Below are 19,850 nucleotides of genomic sequence, written 5' to 3'. Positions count from 1 at the left end.
CCAGCGCAGCAAAAATTCCTTCAGTCGGCTGCGATTTCGGCCAGTGATGTCTGGACGAAATGCAGCGGCGCCTCGAGCGTCCAGCTGATGCCTTGCGCGTGGAACTCCAGCCGCCCGCTGCCGCTGAGAGCCTGCGGCGCCACGCGCTCGAGGACGATCACTCCGAAACCGCGCCCCCTGACAGCGTCGGGGACCGGCCCGTCCAACTCACGCCAGACCAGTCGAAAGGTATCGGCGCCGTCGCCCGCAGAGATCACATTCCAATCGATTTCGACGCGTCCGCCGCTGCACGACAGCGCTCCATGTTTTGCCGAATTGGTGGCGAGTTCGTGAAAGGCTATGCCGAGATACTGGACAGCGTTCGGCTGCAGTATCACCATTGGCCCGGCCATCGACACGCGGGACTGCGCTGCGAAGGCCTTGAGCTGTGCCTGGATGAGCTCGCCGACCGTCGCGCCGCGCCATTCGGCATTGACCAGGAGATCATGGGATTCCGAAAGCGCCATGATGCGCTCTCGAACTTGCCCGAGGAAAGCCTCAGGTGTGCTCGTCAGCTTGCTTGTCTCGCGGATCATCGAGATGATGACCGAAAACTGGTTCTTCACCCGGTGATTGACCTCGCGCATGAGCAGACGGATGCGCCGTTCGTTCTCCTTGTGGGAACTGATGTCGCGCGCGATCTTGGAGGCGCCGACGACCCGCCCAATGGTGTCGCGGATCGGCGAGACGGTGAGCGAGACCGAAACGAGCGTGCCGTCCTTACGCAGGCGCATCGTCTCATAGGAGGGGACGCGTTCGCCGGCGCGGATGCGGCTGATGATCGAGACTTCCTCGTCGAGACGGTCGGGCGGAATGAGCATCGTCACCGGCCGGCCGATCGCCTCGGCAGGCGTGTAGCCGAACAGGCGTTCTGCAGCGTCGTTCCAACTGGTGATGATGCCGTTCATGTCCTTCGAGACGATGGCGTCCATCGACGACTCGACAATGGCGGCAAGACGCATGCGAGCTTCATCGCCCAGCGTCTGCGTGCGCAGGTCGAGCAACGTGTTGATGGCACCGACAACATTGCCCGCTTCGTCGCGAAGCAGGCGTGGGTGAGCCCTGAACGGCACGAGTTCGCCGTCCGGCCGCTCCGCAATCGCCTGGTCCCAGGAGACGTCCCGGCCTTCGCGCAGCGCCACGGCCATCGGACACTCGCCATGCGCCATATCCCGACCATCTGGATGACGAAGCTTCCACGAGCCGCACCAAAGGTCCCGACCGATTACAGGACGATGGCCCCAGAGCTCAGCTGCGGCTTCGTTGAAGAAGGTTATGCGCCCCCGTTCGTCCACGGTGTACACGGCGACCGGCAGTGCCTGCATCAGATCGGCAGAGGGGACGCCCGGAACTCCGAGGCCGATATCGGCTTGTTCAACGAAGTTCACGTTTGGCGCCATTCTCTTGGGATTTCCGCAGCGGCTATAATGCACTTGAGCGATTTCGGTTCCGCCGAGACAATCACGTGCGGCCCTTATGGCCTGAGCCGCGGCTACATTCCCGGACGAGGCCCCTAGAGCGACACCGGATCAACGCTAAAGTTTTGTCCGCCTAGTCGTGCGGGCACTAAATGCGTCCGAGAAGGACCAGGATAATGACGATCAGCAGCACGAGACCGAGGCCGCCACCACCATAATAGCCGGTGCCGTAGAACGGCCCGCCACCCAGACCGCTGAACCCGCCAAGCAAGATAAGGATCAAAATGATGATGAGTATGGTTCCGAGGCTCATGCTGGTTCTCCCATTCTTGCGCTGCCGCGCCAATCAAAGGGCACGTCCATGCCCTGTTGATGACGGTAGGAACTCCCAGAAGGGGCTTCCTGTTCCACCGGAAGTAGTATCTGTGGCTCGTTTAGCGGGAGAAGCCAGTAGGCTGACGAGAAAGCCCGCCGGGCGGGAGCCAGCTGGCAACAGGCTTTCTCAGCCTCGCACCGCCTGAAGGAACGGCGATCACAGCAAAAATGCCTGACGAGTCCGAAGTTGCGGCGGTAGGGCCAAAAAGGGCCACAGCCACTCCGAGGGCGGTGCTCACAGTCGACGGCCGGATAATGCCTGGCACCTCGCCATTTCAGCAGAAAACGCCGCCCGCTTCGCCGGGAACGTGAATACAATTCACCTTCCTTTGTGTGCCGGCCGGGTGCCGCCGCCCTTCTTTTCGGGGTCATGAGTATGGTGGCTGTCGCGTTCGCCTCCTCCGCCTGAGATCTTGCTGCGGCTGCGCAGATCGGAATCGGCTGGCGGCTTTTCTATCACCAGCGGCTCCTTGGCATTCTCGTGCGATGCGCCAGGGCCGCCATGGCGAATGCTGGCGCGGGTCTTTTTCGACGTTGACATGAAATCACCTAACGGTCCTGCTGGTGCCCTTGATGGGTCGTGTTGACCTTCGTATTGCCCTGCTGGCCCTGTTTGTCGGGATTTGGGGCGGAATGGCTATGCTGCGTTTGGTCGACAGGAACCGACTTCTTATCGCCCGGACCCTTTGGGCTCTGGTTCTCTGTCGGTACGGGTGGTGGTTTTGTGCTCATGACCGTCTCCTTTCACCAGCCAAAACAAGCAGGCCCCCGGGAAGGTTCCTGATACGAACTGGGCGAGGGGCAAACTCCTAAACATTGGCAATTCCGGCCTTGCCGGCGCGTCGCAGCGCAATAATCTTTTGTCAGGGCGTGGGCGCTTCGACCTATTGAAAGGAACCGACCATGAAACACCAAACACTCGACCAACTGCAGACAGTTGCGAAAGTTGAGCCCTCGGCGACATACCCGACCATGTCTCGGGCGCAGCGGATCGAGCGTTGGGCAGAGCTTCTCGAACGAAATCCTCGGCGGTGCCTCGGAGCGCTTTCAGGCACCGAATATCTCAGCCCAGAAGCTCGTGCCGTAGCGCGTGGCGCGGGGTCGCCGATCACCGTTGCCTATGAGGATCTGGTGCTGCGCGCCATGGGTCTCAAAGATGATACTTACGGTGAGGCAAAGCGCTTCTTCGAGTTGAGTGACTCGCAGTTGCACAACATCGTCTGTCACTGCCACGTTGGTGCTACGATGCAAGCGCGATGGGCTGCCGCCAGAGTCCGCCGGACAATTACCGGGAACAGACTTCTGGCTTGGCTGAGGGCAAGGTTTGTGCATTGAAGCCAGCCCAGACGGTGACGACACGTCTTGATCGTTCTCGTTAGCGACTGGCCCTCAAAAGCTGGTGGCATCGCCGGCGCCGCAGTCGATGATCGAGCCGACGCGCTGCATTCACGGCGGCCGGGCGAAGGCTCATGGCCGGCTCCTCATCGGCGGGGCACAAATCCGAACGGATCCACGCAGAGACAGCGGAATCTCGTCCCTGTGACATGCCCGCAGATCTCGTCGGGGAACCTTTCTTGAGGGACATGGTTGGAATGTGCGGCCGAAAGAATCCGGGCCTGTGCCAAGGAGGTTCGCCATGAAGCTTCGCGAGTTGATGGACCAAGTGAAGGATCTGCCCCCGGATACCCTGGTCTGTGCCGCCGAGATTGACGAGGCCTTTGCGGCCAACGTTGCCGGCATAGAAACAGTAGAAGGTGCCCGGGTTGAAAGCCGCAAACCGGACGGCACCGAAGCTGTCGAACTCGCCAACGGGAACGACAAGGTTGTCGTAATCCGCTGGTGATCCGCTGGCTCATACCGGAGCGGTCGCATGCTTGATCACTGAACGGTGGAGGAGTCGCAGACCATGTTTCCGGTATTGAACCAAAGACTTTGCGCCGGCCTGATCGCCGGAACTCTAATGCTCTCGGCCGGCGGCTTTGCTCCGCTCTCCGCCCAGGAGATCCCGAACGACTTCACGGCAATCGTGCGCGAGAAAATTCCGGCCGTGGTTGCAATAACGACCAAACAGATTATCCAGGACCAGGCGACGCTGGGTGACTTTCTTAGTCCTTTCGGCAGTCCCGGTTTCGGGCCGGCTCAACCTCGGGTGCGAGAGGCGCTTGGCTCAGGCTTTGTGATCAACCCCGATGGGCACATCGTCACCAACAACCATGTCGTTGCCGATGCAAGCGAAATTCATGTCGTATTCTCCGACAAGGAGACGTTGCCTGCGCAGCTCGTCGGCCGCGATCCGGCAACCGACCTCGCGGTGCTGAAGATCGACCCACGGCCCAATATGACAACGACCACCTGGGGCGACTCCGATGCAGTCCAACCCGGCGCATGGACGATCGCTATCGGCAGTCCGTTCGGGCTCGGCGGGACCGTCACCGTCGGCGTGCTTTCGGCCCGTTCGCGCGACATCAATGCCGGTCCTTACGACGACTTTCTCCAGACCGACGCCTCGATCAATCGCGGCAATTCCGGCGGTCCCCTGTTCAATGCGCGCGGCGAAGTGATCGGGGTCAATACTGCGATCGTATCTCCCACTGGCGGCAGCATAGGGATTGGCTTTGCGGTACCATCCCGAACCGCCCGGAACGTCGTCGACCAGTTGATCCGCACTGGCCGGATCGAGCGCGGTTACATCGGGGTGCGCCTCCAGGAGATCACGCCTTCGATTGCCGAGGCGCTTGGAATACAAGGCAGCAAGGGAGCGCTGGTCGCGTCGGTCGAGCCCGGCAGTCCGGCAGACCAGGCAGGCATACAGGCGGGAGACGTGATTACACGCTTTAACGGCAAGGACATCCAGAGCGTCCACGATCTGACGCTCGCGGCTGCCAGCCAAAAGCCGGGAACACAAACGACGTTGACAAGGAATCGCGGAGGCAGCCAACAGGAAATAGCTCTGACCATCGGACAGCGCGACGATGAGGAGCAACAGACCGGCGCCGTTCCAAGGTCGGATACGGCCGACCAGCGTCTTGGATTGTCGCTCAGCCCCATCCCGGATGAGGCGCGCCAGCAGCTCGGACTCCAGCCGGACACCACAGGCGTGTTCGTCCAGGAAGTGGCTCCCAACAGCCTCGCCGCCGAAAACGGCCTTCAGCCCGGCGATGTGATCGTCTCGGCCAACAACCGGGATGTGACGCAGCCGTCGGACATCCAGGACGAGTGGGCGAAATCCCGCCAGCAGAACAAGCCGATACTGTTCCGCATAAGCAGGCAAGGGCAATCTCTTTACGTTGCCGTGGCCACGGCCAAATCTTGACGGAAACGCGTAAGCTTGGCGAGCGTACTTGGCCGAATAGATCACGCTTTCGAGACAGGCGGCCATTAGCGTTGGGACGGGAACAACAGCCGACCAAGGCCGTTTCGTCGAATGAGTCATTCAACCTGTTGAAAAAGGAGGCTTCGATCAGCGCCACCGCCCACCTCGGCTCGCAGCTGCCGATCCTCGTGCGCGGCGCCTATTACGACCAATATCAGCCCTCCAGGACCCCCGAGAACTTGCGGTCGCTCGACGAGTTCCTGGCCAAAATCAAGGCGGAGCTGGAATTCACCCGACCGGTCGATTCCAAGGATGCATTCAGGGTCGTATCCAAGGTGCTCGCTCACCATGTGGGAGAGGGGCAGATGATCAAGGTTTGGGAAGCCTTGCCGGCAGAAATCAGGCGCGTGGCGGCAGCTCAGCAAGCGGCGTGAAATAGCGCCAGATACAGCTGGTGTGTCGGCTGTAGTGCCTCTTATTTGGGGAGATGGAAATGCCACTCACCCTTATCAGTCCGGCGTTCCCGGCGGGCGGGAAAATCCCTGAAAGATATACCCGCGACGGCGAGAACGTGTCACCACCGCTGAAATGGTCCGGTGTTCCGGACGGTACCAAGAGCCTTGTACTTGTCGTGCAGGATCCCGACGCGCCGAGCGGGATTTTCGGGCACTGGGTGGTGTTCAATATTCCGCCCGATGCCGGCGAGCTCGCCGAGGCGCAAGACGGCAAGCCAGGCCCGTCGGCACTCAGGCAAGGCACCAATGATTTCGGCAATACCTATTACGATGGCCCGCAGCCGCCGGTGGGACATGGCGTCCATCATTATCATTTCCGGCTCGTCGCACTCGACGTGCCGAGCCTCAGTGTGCCGGGACAGGCGGGCGTGCAGTCTGTCTGGAAGGAAGCCCAGAAGCATGCGCTGGAGCAGACTGAGCTGGTCGGAACCTACGCACGGTAACGCCGGCCCGTGCCCATCCCTGCCTTTTATAGCGCGGCCGGAGCAAGCGGCTTTCGAGCCGGGCCGTGGATCACCGAACCGTCGGCGGCGAAGATCGAGCCATGGCAGGGACAATCCCAGGTGTCGTCGGCGTTGTTCCAGGTCACGGTGCAGCCCTTGTGGGTGCATGTCGCCGAAACCGGGTGGAGCACCCCTTCAGCGTCTCTCCACGCCGCGATCTTTTCGTCACCCCTGACGATCACACCGCCCATGCCGGGCCTGATGTGGTCGAGGCTTGAGACAATCGATTGACTGCCGCCATTGTTGTGAAAATCCTCCGGATAAGACCGCGCCGGATCATAGAGCTTTTGCCATGGGCTCGGCTGAGCGCAGATCAAATCTGCGATCATCATGCCGGCGGCCGTTCCATTGGTGATGCCCCAGGCGTTGAATCCCGTGGCGATATGAAACCCGGGGGCTTTGTCCGGATCGGGCTCGCCGGCATACGGAACCCTGTCGGCGGTATCATAGTCCTCATTACACCAGCGCCACGCGACGTCCCCAATTGGAAGGTTCATTCTTGCCCATTGTTCCAGCTCGACGAACCGTTTCGCCACGTCGCCGTCCTGGCCCGTATCGAACTTGGGGCCGAGCGCGACAAGCAGCGGGCCTTCGGCATCGCGGCCGGTGCGGATGGAATGCGTCGGATCGTCGATGCCGATGAACATGCCGTCGATAGCAAGAGGGTCATCGATCCGAAACGCCATGGCAGTGTGGCAGCGCGGCTGGGTGCGGTTCGCCATGCCGACGGGGCTCTTCACTGTCATGTTGGTGGCGACGACAACATACTCGGCGTGAACGGTGCCGCTCTCGGTGACTACGCGCCAGCGGCTTGCCTCGCCAATCGAGATCGCGCGGCTGTTTTCGAAAATCCGTCCGCCACGGGCCGTCACCGCTTGAGCCAGGCCAACCAGATACATCGCCGGATTGAACTGCGCCTGGTCGGAAAAACGCAGAGCGGCGGCCGTTTCGAAAGGCAGCGGCGCGCGCTCCAGAACATCGGCGTCCAGCCCAACTTGGCGCACGGCTTCTGCCTCGGCCACGATCTCCGCGCGCCGGCTTGCATCGCAGGTGTAGGTATAGGCGTCCTTGTTCTCGAAATCGCAGGGAATGACATAGTCGCGAACCCATTCCCGGATCTGGACGGCGCCGGCGGAATTCGCACCGGCATAGGTCTGCGCCAGGTCCCGCCCGAACGTGTCGATGAGATGGCGATAGATCAGCGCGTGCTGCGTCGTGATCTTGGCCGTCGAGCGGCCGGTCACCTGGCCGCCTGTCCGCAGGCCTTCGACGACGATCACCGATCGACCGGCCTCGCGAAGGCGAAGCGCCGTCGTAAGCCCGACGATCCCGGCGCCCACGACAACGGCATCGGCATGGATCGAGCCCTCGAGCGGGGGATAGTTCGTAGCGGTGGCTGCCGCCACCCAACAGCTTCCCGGTTTTCCTGAAAGAATGGCCATTTCACCAGCGTCCCATGCGTTCGATGCATCTCCATCGACAACCCGCGCCGGCGCAAAAACGTTCCGGATTTGCCGTCTTCAATCGTTGTTTGGCCGTCCGGAAACTACAAACGCCCCCGGGAAGATGCGAGGCGCAAGCCATCACCCGATCGTATTCGTCGCTGCGCGCCGCAGCGCGTCGGCGCGCAGCGACATGTTGGCCCCGATCGAGTTGGGGATGCGCCCGCAGGCCCAAAAATCCAGGAAGGCGATGATGAGCCTGAAGCGTAGCTTGCCCGCTTCGGCGATGAGGAAATCAATTTTCTGCATGACGTTCGCGCCGGGTTCCACGACAGCCCGCGGCCTATCGCGTGCGTGGTGGCCTAAAACACCGCGAGGTACTTCAGCAGCGAAATGATGCCGATAATGATCACGATAACCTGGGCAATCTGACGAGTACGACCGTCAAGCGGCAGTCGGTTAACAAGATACAGCACCAGAATGACTACGAGGAAAGTGATCAGAATACTGATCAAAGGAGTGCCGGCCATTGTCCCTCACTGCACATAAAAACAAGCCAGCAAACACCACGTTGCGTGGTCTATGATTCCCCATGCATGCTCAAGCCTTAGCACCGAGTGAGTGATTCGAACAGCTTGGCTAGTGGTGTCGATGAACCGGCGTTGTCGACATTGGTCGGCCTCTTTCAGACGATTGGAAGGGATGATGACGACATTAGCTTGCACGCGGGCCGAACCATACCGAGTAGGGCCATCCACACTCTTTGCGAGCCGCTTGGCAGCTCCTTAAGAAGAGTTCGAGCTATAGAATGACCCGCATCCAGTATTCTGGCGACAATCCAATTCGTACCTTGTTTTCCCATGTGCAATTGCCAACCATGGAAATGGATTGATTCGGAGCTTGTCTATGCGTGGACTGCGGGTGGCCCTGGCTGCGGTGATGTTGAGCATTTCAGTCAGTTCTGGACTCGCCGATGACAATTCTCCCTTTATCTATTTTGCGACCGAAGATCCTTTCACAGAGGGTCTGCCGACCAAGAATGATGTTTATGTCTTTGGTGGCGTCTTTGCGCGCGGGGCCTTCGGGGACACGATCAATGTTTTGGGTGCCGACTACACCGACAACTATATAATCGGAGCCGCATACGGTCGCGATTTCGTCGATATAGGCGCTGGCTTCGTTCTTGGCGGCGTCACTGGCGCGGCAATAAGATTTGGCGAGGACGATGATACGACTGGCGAACTTTGGGCCGGAGCGCGACTGCGCCACCACGGCCTTGTCATTGGTGATTTGGCGATTGCGCCCGCACTGACCGCTGGATTTAGTGCCGTCACGGGCCCTACCGAGATCGAGCGCGATCGCGAAATCGTCTACGATGGCGATGCATCATTCCTCGGCTTCGTTGGCGCGGAGCTTTCTTTCAGAGTGAGGCAAGCTCCCAACGTCGAACTCGTCTACCAACTCCACCATAGATCCGGCGCCGATGGCACGTTTGGAAATATGAGAGAGGGTTCCAATGCGAACGCTCTTGGCATCCGTTATCGTTTCTAACGCTCGCTGCCGTAGACCTTTTACAGGCGCCTACGCACCCACCCAGTTGCTCGCGCTGAGGACGGCGACACTCCCGTGAGGGTCGGCACGATGAACCATTGAAAATCTCAAGGCGGGATCGCCCTATAGCGCCGAGTGACCCTCAATCTGTATCCTTCAGCGTATCGAGCGGCCCTTTCAATGCAGACCTGGGCTGGACCAACTCTGGCGCAATCAGGAAGGTCTGCGGTGCCGTCGGCGGTTCATCGATCAGCTCGAAAGCCTTCGTGATCATCGCCTCAACATTCTGCCGCACCATGATTACGGGGAAGGGCAGGAAGGAGCCGAAGGGGTCATAGTCGTAGCAACCGACGACGAGCTCGCTGAACATTTCCGCTGGCCGGCCCGCCATGAAACGCAGCAGACCTTCCATATTGATCGACGAATTGATGAACAGCGCGCGCGGCAGCTTGCCACGGCATTGGTAAAACGCCTCGAAGGCACGCAAAGTTATATCAGGAGAATACCCGGAGGACTGCACACCATCGTCAGGGTCGGCGCCCAGCAGCGCCTTCTTGGTCGCATGGAAAGCGGCGATGCGTTCGCGGCTGGCGTGGTCGTTGCGCCCGCCAAACAGAAACAGCTCGTCCGGCCGCAAGGGATCGTCGTTGCCGAAGTGGCGGATGATTGCTTCCGTCAGCATCCGCGCGCCCTGATAATTGTCGCTGATCACCGAATGCGCCTTCGCTCCCGGCAGGTCGATGTTGATATGCCTCAGCCCCGCCAGTTCGCAGACCTCGTGCACGCCATCGGGATCGGTGGCGCCGACGATAAAGAGCTGGTCGATTGAATAGGAGATCAGCGTCTCCGCGGTCCGCCGTTCCTCTTCCGGGTCGCGGCTGGCGCTAACCACGACCGGACATTGGCCGCGGCTGCGCACATGTCCCTCAAACGTCTGCGCCATGGAGGAGAAGTAGCGATTGTCGTGGACGGGCAGCATCAGGCCGACCAGGCCCGATCGCGAGCGTCGCAAGCCTCGCGCTTGCAGATTGGTGGTGTATTGGTGGAGTTCGGCGAGGCCGAGAATTGTTTGCGCCGTACTTTCCTTGATGCGGCGCTTGCGCCAAGTGCCGTTCAGGACGGCACTCACGGTCGACGGCGAACTGCCCGACAGCACGGATAGGTCATAGATCGTCGCCTTCTTCTTGACCCGCTGGTCCATCTGGCGCCTCCGGCGTCCATTTAGAGCAATATCCCGCTTGACGAGAGCTTCTCGATGCATAATAGTTTTTGCACCATCGATTGTGCAAGCGAAAACCGGTGGATGATCGATGGGGTAGTGCCCCGTCTCTTTCGGGGAGGTTTTTAACGGCCGCCGTCGTTCGACGGCTCGAGTGTGTTCCCACTAGGAACGTTATGGGAGGAGTACAGATGAAAAAGCTCATGATCGCGGCGCTTGCCGCGACCCTTATGATTGGCGGATCATTCGCTGCGATGGCACAGCAGGCCGGCAAGGTCGGCGTCGTCGTCAAGATCGGCGGCATTCCGTGGTTCAACGCTATGGAGGCGGGTATCAAGGAGCGTGGCCAGAAGCTCGGCGTCGACGCATTCATGGTCGGCCCGACCAGCGCTGATCCGGCACTGCAAGTTCGCGCCATCGAGGATCTGATCGCGCAGGGCGTCAAGGTCATCGGCGTCGTGCCGAATGATGCGAAAGTGCTCGAACCAGTGCTGCAGAAGGCCAAGGACGCCGGCATCATCGTCATCACGCATGAATCGCCTGGCCAAAAGGGCGCCGACTGGGACTTCGAACTTGCGTCCGCGACCGGCTTCGGCGAGGCTCATGCCAAGCTCCTGGCGGAGAAGATGGGCGGCAAGGGTGAGTACGCAGTGTTCGTCGGCTCGCTGACGGTGCCGCTGCACAATGCCTGGGCCGATGCGGCAATCGAATATCTGAAGAAGAACAACCCGGAGATGAAGCTTGTCGGCGAACGTTATGGCGTCGCCGAGGATGTCGACAAGAGCCGCAGCACTGCGCTTGACCTGATCTCCGCAAATCCAGGCTTGAAGGGTTTCCTCGCCTTCGGCAGCCAGGGCCCGATCGGCGCTGGCCGCGCAATCGAAGAGCGCCGGAAGGTGGGCGAAATATTCGTGCTCGGCCCGTTCTCGCCGGGCCAGGGCCGGAAGCTCATCAAGAACGACGCGATCTCCGGCGGCTTCATGTGGAATCCAAAGCAGGCGGGCGAGGTTTTCGTCACGCTGGCCGACCATCTCATGAAGGGCAAAGAGATCAAGGATGGCGATACGATCGAAGGGCTAGGGACAGTTAAGCCCGACTTCGAAAACCGTAACATCATCGTCGATCAACTCGTCCCCATCAACAAGGATACTGTCGACGATCTCGCGGCGATGGGCCTGTAAAGCCTCCCAAGGCTAATGGCAGTCGGGCCCGGCCTCGAGCCGGCCCGGCTGCAGGATTGCAAACGCGATTGGATCCAGGTTTCGACTCGATGGCTGATCAGGCACTCGATGGCGCCGCACCACGGCCGCTGCTGTCGCTCCGCAACGTCAATATGACGTTCGGCGGCGTGAAGGCGCTGAAGAACGTCAGCTTTGAGGTGCTGCCGGGCGAGGTGCATTGTCTTGCCGGCGAGAACGGCTCCGGCAAGAGCACGCTGATCAAGGTCATTACAGGTGTGTACAAGCCCGAGGCGGGCGCCGTGATCGACTATGATGGGCAGAGCTACTCCCATATGTCGCCGGTTACGGCGCAGGCCAGCGGAATTCAGGTCATCTGGCAGGACCTCGCTCTGTTTCCCGAGATGACTGTCGCCGAAAATATCGCGTTCCAGACCGTCATCGGCCGCTGGCCGCGGCTGGTGAATTATGCCGAGATGCGCCGTGTCGCGATCAACGCCTTGCAACGTCTTGGTGTTGCCTTCGATGTCGATCTGGCACTCCACCACTTTCCCATCGCACAGCGGCAGATCGTAGCAATCGCGCGCGCCCTCGTCGGCGAGGCAAAGCTCGTCTTCATGGACGAGCCGACGGCGTCGCTGACCCAATCCGAAACCGACTATCTGCTGGACATTGTGCGCAATCTGTCGGCGTCGGGCGTTGCCGTAGTGTTCGTCAGTCATCGCCTGGCGGAGGTTCTTGAAATCTCCAGCCGCGTCACCGTGCTGCGCGACGGCGCCCTGGTTGGCGTCTATCCAACCAAAGGCCTGACCCAGTCGCGCATCACCGAGTTGATGACGGGCAAGACCTTCGACTATTCCGTCCTGCATCGGGATTTGAGCAGGAGCCCGGCCATGCTTGAGGTCGAGCGACTGTCGCGGCCCGGCGAATTCGAGGACGTGTCCTTGACGGTCCGGCGCGGCGAGACGCTCGGCATCACCGGGTTGCTCGGGGCAGGGCGCACCGAATTGGCGCTGACATTGTTTGGCATGCGCAAGCCGAAATCGGGCTCTGTCGTCCTGGATGGCAAAACCGTTCGCTTCGGTTCCAACCGTGACGCGATCGCCGCCGGCGTCGCCTACCTTTCGGAGGACCGGCTGTCGCTCGGTCTCATTCAGCCCCAGGCAATCGCCGACAACATGGTCATCGCCTCGCTGGACAAGGTCCTTTCAGGCGGTTTCATTTCGAGCGATCGCAAGCGATCTCTGGTCAATCGCTGGATAAGGGATCTCGGGGTCAGGATCGGAAAGCAGGACGACGCGATCTCGACCCTGTCAGGGGGAAATCAGCAACGTGTCGCCATTGCAAAATGGCTGGCGACCGACCCGAAGCTGCTTATCCTCGACGCACCGACGGTGGGCGTCGATGTCGGCGCGCGCGCCGGCATTTTCGAAATCGTTTCCAAGCTGGCGGACAGCGGCCTGGCCATTATCCTGATCTCGGACGAGGTGCCTGAAGTCTATTTCAACGCGGACCGTGTGCTGCAGATGGCCCAGGGGCGCATTGTCGGCGAATTTACGCCGGGCGCTACGACCCTCCAGGCGATCGAGGAGGCGGTCTATGCGTAGGTTTGTCCGCTCCCACGCAACGGAACTGGCTTTGCTCGCCGTTATCGCCGTCATCTGCGTCTTCCTTTCGTTCGCGACGGACCGGTTCTTCACCCTCGGCAACGCGTTTGACCTTCTGAACACCAGCTCGGTCAACATCATCTTCGCCGTTGGCCTGCTGGTCGTGCTGATCGCCGGCGGCATCGACATCTCCTTCGCGGTTGCTGCCTCCGTTGTGCAATATCTGACCGCGACCGTCCTCGGCTGGATCGGCGGCGGGAATTGGATTGTCGGCTTCATCATCGCTGGCGTATTGGGCGTCGCGTTGGGCTGCATCAACGCCTTCCTGATCCACGGGTTCAGGATCATCTCGATCGTCGCCACGATTTCGACTTTCAACATTTTCTTCGGCTTGCTGATGTTTTTCACAGGCGGCGTGTCGATCTACAACCTGCCGGACTGGCTCACCACTCGCGTCGTGCTGTTCGAGCGAGAGATGGCTGACGGGACCTGGGCGGAGATCACCCTGCCTGTTCTCATTATGGCCATATGCGTGTTTGCTACCTGGGCGTTGATCACGCGCACCACCACTGGCCGCCAACTCTACGCATTTGGCGACAACCCGGAGGGCGCGCGCCGCTTCGGCGTCAATATCGGTGCCATGCAATTTATCGCCTTCGGCTGGCTTGGCCTGATGGCGGGTATCGCCGGTCTCGTCCAAGCGCATTACGCGCAGGAGGTTGTGCCGAATGCCCTTTATGGGCGCGAACTCGACGTCCTGGCAGCCGTGGTCCTTGGCGGTGCGCGGCTCGGCGGCGGCAAGGGCAGCGTGCTCGGCTGCATTCTGGGCGTTCTGTTGGTCTCGATTACCCAGAACGGACTAAATTTGATGGGCGTGTCGCCTTTCGCGTTCAAGATGATCGTCGGCGCCATCATTCTTGCCGCAATCACGCTTTCGAACACCAGCATCGAACGCCTGGTGCCGTTCCTGAAAAGCCGACGGGTGCACTCATGACGGTTTTGATTGAACGCGTCCGCAACGCGCTCGGCCCCGAACTTGCAGGTCCGTTTGCCGCGTTCGTAGCTGTCATGATCGTGTTTGGGTTTGCCGCGCCGAACTTTCTTTCCCGCGCTACCTTTGGATCCGTCGCCTTCCAGCTGCCGGAACTCGGCCTCCTCACACTCGCCATGCTGCTGCCGATCCTGACCGGCGGCCTGAACCTGGCCATCACCTTCACGGCCAACATGGCCGGCCTGACGCTGGCTTGGGTACTGCAAAGCCAGGGAGGCGTCGACGCGGGCACCGGCGCCTTTGTGCTTGGCTCGGTCCTTGCCATCGCGGTCGGAGCACTGAGCGGGCTGATCATGGGGCTCGTCATCGCCTACACCAAGGCTCACCCGATCCTGGTCTCGCTGTCGATGATGATCTTCCTGCGCGGTCTCGGCGAATTCCTGACGCGCGGCGGCGACGTGTCCGGCATTCCCGGCTTCCTGGCGCCGATCGGCTACGGTTCGATTATTGGCATCCCGGTGCCGTTGCTCATCTTCATCGCTTGCGTGCTGATCTGGCACGTCTTGCTGACGCGCATGAAGCTAGGCTTCAACACCTACATGATAGGCTCCAATATCGAGGCCACGCGCTATTCCGGTATCAATACGCGCAAGGTGCAGGTTCTCGTCTACACATTGTCCGGTGCGATGTGCGCGGTCGCCGGCATCATCATGCTGGCGCGCTTCAATTCGGTGCGAGTCGGCCACGGCGAGTCTTACCTGCTGATCACCGTGCTTGCCTGCTTCCTTGGCGGGGTCAATCCGTTCGGCGGCTTCGGTCGGGTGATCCCGGTCTTCGTTGCGCTGGTCGTGCTCCAGCTTCTGTCCTCGGGACTCAATCTGATGGGCGCAAGCCAGCATCTTGCGACGGCAGTCTGGGGCATCCTGATGATCACGGTGATGATCCTGCGCTGGCTTGCCGGGCGCCTCAAATTCCTAAACACAAACAGAGGGTGAGTTAGATGCATGGTTTTGGGGTCCACACCTCGATGTGGACGATGAACTGGGACCGGGCCGGCGCGGAGAAGGCGATCGCGGCTTCGGTCAAATACGGGATGGACTTTATCGAGATCGCGCTTCTGAACGCGCCGGCGGTCGATGCCGCGCACACACGCGCCCTGCTCGAAAAGCACAATCTTCCTGCCGTTTGCTCGCTCGGCCTGCCGGAGCGCGCCTGGGCCTCGGTGCGCCCGGATGCCGCCATCGAACATCTCGAAGTGGCGATCGACAAGACTGCGGAAATGGGCGCGCTGGCGCTTTCCGGGGTGATTTTCGGCGGTATCGGCGAACGCACCGGCCTGCCACCGACCGAAAAGGAATACGACAACATCGCGCATGTGCTGACCGTCGCCGCCAGACACGCCAAGCAGCGCGGCATCGAGCTTGGAATCGAGGCGGTGAACCGCTACGAGAACCATTTGATCAATACCGGCGCGCAGGCCGTCTGGATGGTCGAGAAAGTCGGGGCCGACAACATCTTTGTTCATCTCGACACCTACCACATGAACATCGAGGAGAAGGGGGCCGCCAACGGCATTCTGGCCGCCCGCGATCACCTGAAGTACATCCACTTGTCCGAGAGCGATCGCGGCACACCAGGCACCGGCAACTGCCCCTGGGACGAGATTTACGCGACGCTGGCGGCGATCGGCTTCAAGGGCGGACTTGCCATGGAAAGCTTCATCAACATGCCGCCGGAAGTCTCCTACGGCCTCTCGGTCTGGCGGCCGGTTGCGAAGGATGAGGCCGAAGTGATGGGCAATGGCTTGCCGTTCCTGCGCAACAAGGCTCGCCAATACGGTCTGATCTGACACGATGGGTGACGGGCAGAAGGCGGACGGCGCAAGGATCGCCGTCTTCGATGTCGGCAAGACCAATGTAAAGCTCTCCGCGATGACGCTCGACGGCGTGCTCGTGGAGAGCCTCTCTGTCCATAACGAAGTGCGGCCCGGTCCACCTTGGCGGCAGCACGATCTCAACGCCATTGGCGACTGGCTGTTCGGCTCGCTCGCCACTTTGTGCCGACACCATCCGCTGGAAAAGGTGGTCGGCACCGGACATGGCTCCGCAGGGGTTCTGGTGAACCAAGATCCCGATGAGACTTGCGCCCTGCCGATGATTGATTATGAGCAGGACCTGCCGCCTGCAATTCGCGATGGCTACGCGCCGCTTTCGGGCGATTTCTTCGATCGAGGCAGCGCGATCATGCTGAAGGCTGCCCACCAGGCGCGCCAGCTGTACTGGATGCAGCAGGTTGATCCGGAGCGCGTCGCTCAGGCTCGGTGGTATCTGGGCTTGCCTCAATATTGGGCCTGGCGGCTGTCGGGCGTGCCATCGGCCGAAACGACGATCCTCTCGGCGCAGTCCCATCTATGGAACAATGTGCGCAAGCAGTGGTCGCCCATTGTGGCGGGGCAGGGGTGGCAGCGCCTCATGCCACCATTCCATCCGGCCTGGGAGACGCTGGGGCCAATCCGGCACGATCTGGCGCGCCGGCACGGCATACCGGAAAAGCTGTCTGTCCTGACCGGCGGCCACGACAGCAGCCTGAACCTCTACCGCTACCAGGCGGCAGGCATGCGCGACGCCTGCGTGATCTCTACCGGAACCTGGATTGTCGGAATGTGCGCGGCGACACCTCTCGACCAACTCGATGAAAATCGCGGAATGGTTTTGAACAGCGACGTGACAGGACACCCGGTCGGCGGCGTTTTGACCATGGGCGGACGAGAGTTCAGTCATGTGGCAGGGCAGGGGGTGGCAGGGCAGGGGCAAGAAGCAACTACGGCCGACGCTGCGCTGGTCAGCTTGCTGATTGAGCGCGGCACCTTTGCATTGCCGTCGTTCGGCGACGATGACGGCCTGTTTCCAGGCAGCGCTGGGCGCGGCGGGTTTGATGGGCCGCCTGCAGAAACCCCTGCTGAGCGCAAGGCGCTCGCAGTGCTCTATGCCGCGCTGCTGACGGTGGAATGTATCGATGTGCTGAACGAATACGGGCTGGTTGCATTGGATGGCACCTTCTTGAGGGATCCGCTCTACGCCACGCTGGTTGCCGCGCTGCGGCCACAGGCCGAAACGGTCTACAACCTCGACTCTTATGGCACCGCTTCGGGTGCGGCGTTACTTGGCGAACATGAAACTCGCGACACGCCGGCTCCCATCGCAGTCAGCCTGCCGACTGCCTTTGCCGGCGATCGTGAGGCGCTCGCAGCCTATGCACAGCGGTGGCGCGAACTGGCGAAGCGAAACAACTTGCAACAGGGCAAGACCAGCAAAAGGAACAATCGATGACTGATGGCAGCGCTCTGCGCCGCGAGATGGTGGATGTTTGCCGCCGGATGAACTCAAGCGGTATCAACCAGGGCAATGCCGGCAACCTGTCGGTGCGCTGCAGCGACGGTTTCCTGATCACGCCCTCGTCGCTGCCTTACGAAACAATGACGCCCGAAGACATCGTCGAGATGGACTTTGACGGTACCTATGTCGGGCGACGGCCCTCCTCGGAGTGGCGCTTCCACCGTGACATTTTGAGGGAGCGGCAGGAGATCAACGTCGTCCTGCATTGCCACTCGCTCTACGCCACGACGCTGGCCTGCCACCACAAGACGATCCCGAGCTTCCACTATATGACCGGAGTGGCTGGCGGCACCACCATCCGCTGCGCGGGCTACGCGACCTTTGGCACGCAGGCCTTGTCCGACAATGCCTTGGTTGCACTCAAGGATCGCCTCGCCTGCCTGCTCGGGCAGCACGGCCAGATTTCGCTCGGCAAGACCATGGAAGCGGCGTTGTGGCTGGCGAACGAGGTCGAAACCCTGTCGCGCATGTATGTCCAGGCGCTTAGCCTTGGCGAGCCGCCGGTTCTTTCGGACGAGGAGATGGCGCGGGTGATCGAGCAGATGAAGAAGATGAGCTATGGCCAAGCGCCGGATCCGGAGGGAACGAACGATTTGGCGCGGCCGCGCGACGCTGCGGTCTAGAGCGGGATGCGTTCAAATTGAACTGGCCATCCCGCTCTATCTATTTTGTCTTAGCCGCATTTCTGCGACGCCAAGTGATTCCACTTGGCTGCAAAATGCTCCTAGCGCTGCTCCGGCAGGTTTTAGTGGAGACAGGGCTTTTTCCCGCTGGGCCGCATCAAGCTCGACAGTGGCAGGTTACGGCAAATGTTGAATCAAATCGTTCAGCAAAAGCAGCAACGCGCCGGCGAACACAGCCGCAGCCGCGTCGTCCAGCATGATGCCGAGTCCGCCCCTTACCTTCTCATGCACGACGCCGATAGGCCAAGGCTTGGCGACGTCGAAAAACCGGAAAGCAAGGAAACCTGCTGCCCACCAGACCGGGTCGAGCGGCAGCATGGAAAGCGTTGCGGCGGTGCCGAAGGTCTCGTCAATGACGACGATCTGCGGATCCTCCGTCCTTGTATGGGAGACGACATGCGACGACGCCCATACGCCCACGGCGAATAGGGCCATATAGGCTATCACGATCAGCCAAGGCGATGCAGGTATCAGGACCGCGGCAACAGCCACTCCGACGCCCGCGCCGGCCGTGCCCGGCCATAGCGGAGATAATCCTGCGCCGGCAGAGGTCGCGAGCAGGTAAGCAAACCTGGGCAGAAATTCACGCATGGCGTTTCGGACGGCTTTCCCGTGAATTTCGAATATGCGTTATAATCGCCGCAAATGCATGTCGCGCAAAAGCATGCCCTCGGGCCTGACCTTGGTCCTGACCCGAGGGTGCGCAGCGGTTTTTGCGATGACGACATGCATAACAACAAGAACTTAAAGCGCGTTGCATGAATCCATTCAGCCGCGACGCGCTTTAGACCGCCAATCGATTTGCGGCAGCGGACACGACGGGCATCGCGCTGACCACCTTGATCGGCGCCGACGGGCTGGAACGAACCCACAATTTGCCGGTTAAGCTTCGCGGAACGACATCATCAGAGGAGCCAGTCATCATGATCTCCGGTCTCATGAAACGTCGCATCGACCCGCTATGGGAGCAAGCCGCCTCTCCGCTGATCGGGATCGGCATGACCCCGAACCAGGTCACAACAGGCGGGCTGGTGCTCGTCGCCCTGTCGTGCGCCGCCTATCTGTACCACCAGTCAAGCCTTGCCTTTGGCCTTTGCCTGGCGTTTGCCTTCACCTTCGACGCGCTCGACGGGGCGGTTGCCCGTCGAAGACATATGAGCACCAAGGCGGGCGGCTATTTCGACGCCATGGCCGATCGTTATCAGGAATTTGCGGTGTTTGCCGCTATAGGCTGGGTCGCCGATCTGTGGGCGATCGCCATGCTCGCATTCGCCGGCGGTATCCTCACCAGCTACGCCAAGGCGCGGACGGCGATCGAAATCCCTATAGAAAACCAGGCATGGCCGGATTTCTTCGAACGGATGGAACGCCTGGTGTTCATTTGCGTGCTGTTGGTCGCCGACGGATTGGCGACCGCCATGGGCGCCGCTTCGCCCTGGATTCTGACGGGCGGGTTCGCCCTGTACGCGCTCGTGGCAAACGCCACAGCGCTGCAACGCATCAATCGCGCAATTGCGATGCTCAATCGGGCGGACGCGAAGCAGCCGTGAGACGGCGTTAGACCGTTTCGAGCCGGCTGAACCGAACCGGGATGATTTTGCGGGTCTTCAGTTGTCCTGCC

23 protein-coding genes are annotated in these 19,850 nt (G+C 60.8%); 14 read left to right on the top strand and 9 right to left on the bottom strand.

Translation table 11 applies throughout. The annotated features are described in order from the left end of the window. Positions 1-20 precede the first annotated feature (20 nt). The 4 genes from NMG70_RS02095 to NMG70_RS02080 all read right to left on the bottom strand — a co-directional run bounded on the left by NMG70_RS02095 (position 21) and on the right by NMG70_RS02080 (position 2,564). Positions 21-1,427, bottom strand: a complete 1,407-nt coding sequence (locus NMG70_RS02095; RefSeq protein WP_254022991.1) for a PAS domain-containing HWE histidine kinase family protein — start codon at positions 1,425-1,427, stop codon at positions 21-23. A gap of 178 nt (positions 1,428-1,605) precedes the next feature. Then, on the bottom strand, positions 1,606-1,770 hold the full coding sequence (locus NMG70_RS02090; RefSeq protein WP_023799553.1) for a DUF3309 family protein: 165 nt from the start codon (positions 1,768-1,770) through the stop codon (positions 1,606-1,608). A gap of 381 nt (positions 1,771-2,151) precedes the next feature. Next, positions 2,152-2,373 carry a hypothetical protein gene (locus NMG70_RS02085; RefSeq protein WP_254021342.1) on the bottom strand — a complete coding sequence of 74 codons (222 nt, stop codon included), beginning with the start codon at positions 2,371-2,373 and terminating at the stop codon, positions 2,152-2,154. A gap of 8 nt (positions 2,374-2,381) precedes the next feature. Continuing rightward, on the bottom strand, positions 2,382-2,564 hold the full coding sequence (locus tag NMG70_RS02080) for a hypothetical protein (RefSeq protein WP_091590065.1): 183 nt from the start codon (positions 2,562-2,564) through the stop codon (positions 2,382-2,384). A gap of 171 nt (positions 2,565-2,735) precedes the next feature. Here NMG70_RS02080 and NMG70_RS02075 point away from each other — a divergent pair, with 171 nt between their 5' ends. The 5 genes from NMG70_RS02075 (at position 2,736) to NMG70_RS02055 (ending at position 6,103) form a co-directional block, all read left to right on the top strand. Then, positions 2,736-3,167 carry a hypothetical protein gene (locus tag NMG70_RS02075; RefSeq protein WP_254022990.1) on the top strand — a complete coding sequence of 144 codons (432 nt, stop codon included), beginning with the start codon at positions 2,736-2,738 and terminating at the stop codon, positions 3,165-3,167. A 301-nt stretch (positions 3,168-3,468) separates the two neighbouring features. Next, a complete protein-coding gene (locus NMG70_RS02070; RefSeq protein WP_254022989.1) occupies positions 3,469-3,675 on the top strand; it encodes a sugar phosphorylase in 207 nt (68 codons plus the stop codon). Positions 3,676-3,738: 63 nt separating this feature from the next. Next, on the top strand, positions 3,739-5,145 hold the full coding sequence (locus NMG70_RS02065) for a Do family serine endopeptidase (RefSeq protein WP_254022988.1): 1,407 nt from the start codon (positions 3,739-3,741) through the stop codon (positions 5,143-5,145). Positions 5,146-5,273: 128 nt separating this feature from the next. After that, positions 5,274-5,579: a DUF2267 domain-containing protein gene (locus NMG70_RS02060; protein WP_254022987.1), complete on the top strand. Its 306-nt coding sequence runs from the start codon at positions 5,274-5,276 to the stop codon at positions 5,577-5,579. A gap of 59 nt (positions 5,580-5,638) precedes the next feature. Next, positions 5,639-6,103, top strand: a complete 465-nt coding sequence (locus tag NMG70_RS02055; RefSeq protein WP_254022986.1) for a YbhB/YbcL family Raf kinase inhibitor-like protein — start codon at positions 5,639-5,641, stop codon at positions 6,101-6,103. Positions 6,104-6,129: 26 nt separating this feature from the next. Here NMG70_RS02055 and NMG70_RS02050 read toward each other — a convergent pair whose 3' ends face one another. From NMG70_RS02050 to NMG70_RS02040, 3 genes are all read right to left on the bottom strand, one after another. After that, positions 6,130-7,605, bottom strand: coding sequence for an FAD-dependent oxidoreductase (locus tag NMG70_RS02050; RefSeq protein WP_254022985.1), 1,476 nt, complete (start codon positions 7,603-7,605; stop codon positions 6,130-6,132). A gap of 141 nt (positions 7,606-7,746) precedes the next feature. Continuing rightward, positions 7,747-7,935 (bottom strand): hypothetical protein, encoded by a 189-nt coding sequence (locus NMG70_RS02045; RefSeq protein WP_254022984.1) that lies wholly within the window; start codon positions 7,933-7,935, stop codon positions 7,747-7,749. A gap of 32 nt (positions 7,936-7,967) precedes the next feature. After that, positions 7,968-8,135: a Thivi_2564 family membrane protein gene (locus NMG70_RS02040; protein WP_254022983.1), complete on the bottom strand. Its 168-nt coding sequence runs from the start codon at positions 8,133-8,135 to the stop codon at positions 7,968-7,970. 376 nt (positions 8,136-8,511) lie between these two features. On the opposite strand from NMG70_RS02040, the gene NMG70_RS02035 reads away from it, so the two are divergent. Continuing rightward, positions 8,512-9,156 carry a hypothetical protein gene (locus NMG70_RS02035; protein ID WP_254022982.1) on the top strand — a complete coding sequence of 215 codons (645 nt, stop codon included), beginning with the start codon at positions 8,512-8,514 and terminating at the stop codon, positions 9,154-9,156. Between the two features lie 142 nt (positions 9,157-9,298). On the opposite strand, the gene NMG70_RS02030 is transcribed toward NMG70_RS02035, so the two are convergent. Then, the gene (locus NMG70_RS02030) at positions 9,299-10,357 is read right to left on the bottom strand and encodes a LacI family DNA-binding transcriptional regulator (protein ID WP_254022981.1); all 1,059 of its coding nucleotides are present in this window, start codon (positions 10,355-10,357) and stop codon (positions 9,299-9,301) included. Positions 10,358-10,566: 209 nt separating this feature from the next. Here NMG70_RS02030 and NMG70_RS02025 point away from each other — a divergent pair, with 209 nt between their 5' ends. The 7 genes from NMG70_RS02025 (at position 10,567) to NMG70_RS01995 (ending at position 18,169) form a co-directional block, all read left to right on the top strand. Further along, positions 10,567-11,556: an autoinducer 2 ABC transporter substrate-binding protein gene (locus NMG70_RS02025; RefSeq protein ID WP_254022980.1), complete on the top strand. Its 990-nt coding sequence runs from the start codon at positions 10,567-10,569 to the stop codon at positions 11,554-11,556. A gap of 89 nt (positions 11,557-11,645) precedes the next feature. Further along, positions 11,646-13,160, top strand: a complete 1,515-nt coding sequence (locus tag NMG70_RS02020; protein WP_254022979.1) for a sugar ABC transporter ATP-binding protein — start codon at positions 11,646-11,648, stop codon at positions 13,158-13,160. Next, entirely contained in the window at positions 13,153-14,154 is a 1,002-nt protein-coding gene (locus tag NMG70_RS02015) for an ABC transporter permease (protein WP_254022978.1), read from the top strand. Before NMG70_RS02020 ends, NMG70_RS02015 begins: the two co-directional genes overlap by 8 nt. After that, positions 14,151-15,146, top strand: coding sequence for an ABC transporter permease (locus tag NMG70_RS02010; RefSeq protein WP_254022977.1), 996 nt, complete (start codon positions 14,151-14,153; stop codon positions 15,144-15,146). The genes NMG70_RS02015 and NMG70_RS02010 overlap by 4 nt, the downstream gene beginning before the upstream one ends. Positions 15,147-15,151: 5 nt before the next feature. Beyond that, positions 15,152-16,000: a sugar phosphate isomerase/epimerase family protein gene (locus tag NMG70_RS02005; protein WP_254022976.1), complete on the top strand. Its 849-nt coding sequence runs from the start codon at positions 15,152-15,154 to the stop codon at positions 15,998-16,000. 4 nt (positions 16,001-16,004) lie between these two features. Beyond that, positions 16,005-17,480 carry an FGGY family carbohydrate kinase gene (locus NMG70_RS02000; protein ID WP_254022975.1) on the top strand — a complete coding sequence of 492 codons (1,476 nt, stop codon included), beginning with the start codon at positions 16,005-16,007 and terminating at the stop codon, positions 17,478-17,480. Further along, positions 17,477-18,169: a class II aldolase/adducin family protein gene (locus tag NMG70_RS01995; RefSeq protein ID WP_254022974.1), complete on the top strand. Its 693-nt coding sequence runs from the start codon at positions 17,477-17,479 to the stop codon at positions 18,167-18,169. The genes NMG70_RS02000 and NMG70_RS01995 overlap by 4 nt, the downstream gene beginning before the upstream one ends. A 177-nt stretch (positions 18,170-18,346) precedes the next feature. Here the strand turns inward: NMG70_RS01995 and NMG70_RS01990 are convergent, their stop codons facing one another. Then, positions 18,347-18,820: a phosphatidylglycerophosphatase A family protein gene (locus NMG70_RS01990; protein WP_254022973.1), complete on the bottom strand. Its 474-nt coding sequence runs from the start codon at positions 18,818-18,820 to the stop codon at positions 18,347-18,349. Positions 18,821-19,068: 248 nt separating this feature from the next. Between NMG70_RS01990 and NMG70_RS01985 the strand changes: the two genes are divergently transcribed. Next, positions 19,069-19,779, top strand: a complete 711-nt coding sequence (locus NMG70_RS01985) for a CDP-alcohol phosphatidyltransferase family protein (protein WP_254022972.1) — start codon at positions 19,069-19,071, stop codon at positions 19,777-19,779. Positions 19,780-19,850: the final 71 nt, after the last annotated feature.

This window comes from Mesorhizobium ventifaucium, from assembly GCF_935822925.1.
GTDB classification, from domain to species: domain Bacteria; phylum Pseudomonadota; class Alphaproteobacteria; order Rhizobiales; family Rhizobiaceae; genus Mesorhizobium; species Mesorhizobium ventifaucium.
The sequence above is the reverse complement of the archived record's forward strand: the minus strand, read 5'-3'. Positions and strand labels throughout refer to the sequence as shown.

Excerpts from the sequence above, each read along its gene's own strand:
- NMG70_RS02000 (WP_254022975.1), top strand. The coding sequence starts at position 16,005 with ATGGGTGACGGGCAGAAGGCGGACGGCGCAAGGATCGCCGTCTTCGAT.
- NMG70_RS02040 (WP_254022983.1), bottom strand. The coding sequence starts at position 8,135 with ATGGCCGGCACTCCTTTGATCAGTATTCTGATCACTTTCCTCGTAGTC.
- NMG70_RS01995 (WP_254022974.1), top strand. The coding sequence starts at position 17,477 with ATGACTGATGGCAGCGCTCTGCGCCGCGAGATGGTGGATGTTTGCCGC.
- NMG70_RS02035 (WP_254022982.1), top strand. The coding sequence starts at position 8,512 with ATGCGTGGACTGCGGGTGGCCCTGGCTGCGGTGATGTTGAGCATTTCA.
- NMG70_RS02030 (WP_254022981.1), bottom strand. The coding sequence starts at position 10,357 with ATGGACCAGCGGGTCAAGAAGAAGGCGACGATCTATGACCTATCCGTG.
- NMG70_RS02080 (WP_091590065.1), bottom strand. The coding sequence starts at position 2,564 with ATGAGCACAAAACCACCACCCGTACCGACAGAGAACCAGAGCCCAAAG.
- NMG70_RS02010 (WP_254022977.1), top strand. The coding sequence starts at position 14,151 with ATGACGGTTTTGATTGAACGCGTCCGCAACGCGCTCGGCCCCGAACTT.
- NMG70_RS01990 (WP_254022973.1), bottom strand. The coding sequence starts at position 18,820 with ATGCGTGAATTTCTGCCCAGGTTTGCTTACCTGCTCGCGACCTCTGCC.
- NMG70_RS02065 (WP_254022988.1), top strand. The coding sequence starts at position 3,739 with ATGTTTCCGGTATTGAACCAAAGACTTTGCGCCGGCCTGATCGCCGGA.
- NMG70_RS02020 (WP_254022979.1), top strand. The coding sequence starts at position 11,646 with ATGGCTGATCAGGCACTCGATGGCGCCGCACCACGGCCGCTGCTGTCG.
- NMG70_RS02055 (WP_254022986.1), top strand. The coding sequence starts at position 5,639 with ATGCCACTCACCCTTATCAGTCCGGCGTTCCCGGCGGGCGGGAAAATC.
- NMG70_RS02070 (WP_254022989.1), top strand. The coding sequence starts at position 3,469 with ATGAAGCTTCGCGAGTTGATGGACCAAGTGAAGGATCTGCCCCCGGAT.
- NMG70_RS02085 (WP_254021342.1), bottom strand. The coding sequence starts at position 2,373 with ATGTCAACGTCGAAAAAGACCCGCGCCAGCATTCGCCATGGCGGCCCT.
- NMG70_RS02015 (WP_254022978.1), top strand. The coding sequence starts at position 13,153 with ATGCGTAGGTTTGTCCGCTCCCACGCAACGGAACTGGCTTTGCTCGCC.
- NMG70_RS02090 (WP_023799553.1), bottom strand. The coding sequence starts at position 1,770 with ATGAGCCTCGGAACCATACTCATCATCATTTTGATCCTTATCTTGCTT.
- NMG70_RS02005 (WP_254022976.1), top strand. The coding sequence starts at position 15,152 with ATGCATGGTTTTGGGGTCCACACCTCGATGTGGACGATGAACTGGGAC.
- NMG70_RS02050 (WP_254022985.1), bottom strand. The coding sequence starts at position 7,605 with ATGGCCATTCTTTCAGGAAAACCGGGAAGCTGTTGGGTGGCGGCAGCC.
- NMG70_RS02025 (WP_254022980.1), top strand. The coding sequence starts at position 10,567 with ATGAAAAAGCTCATGATCGCGGCGCTTGCCGCGACCCTTATGATTGGC.
- NMG70_RS02075 (WP_254022990.1), top strand. The coding sequence starts at position 2,736 with ATGAAACACCAAACACTCGACCAACTGCAGACAGTTGCGAAAGTTGAG.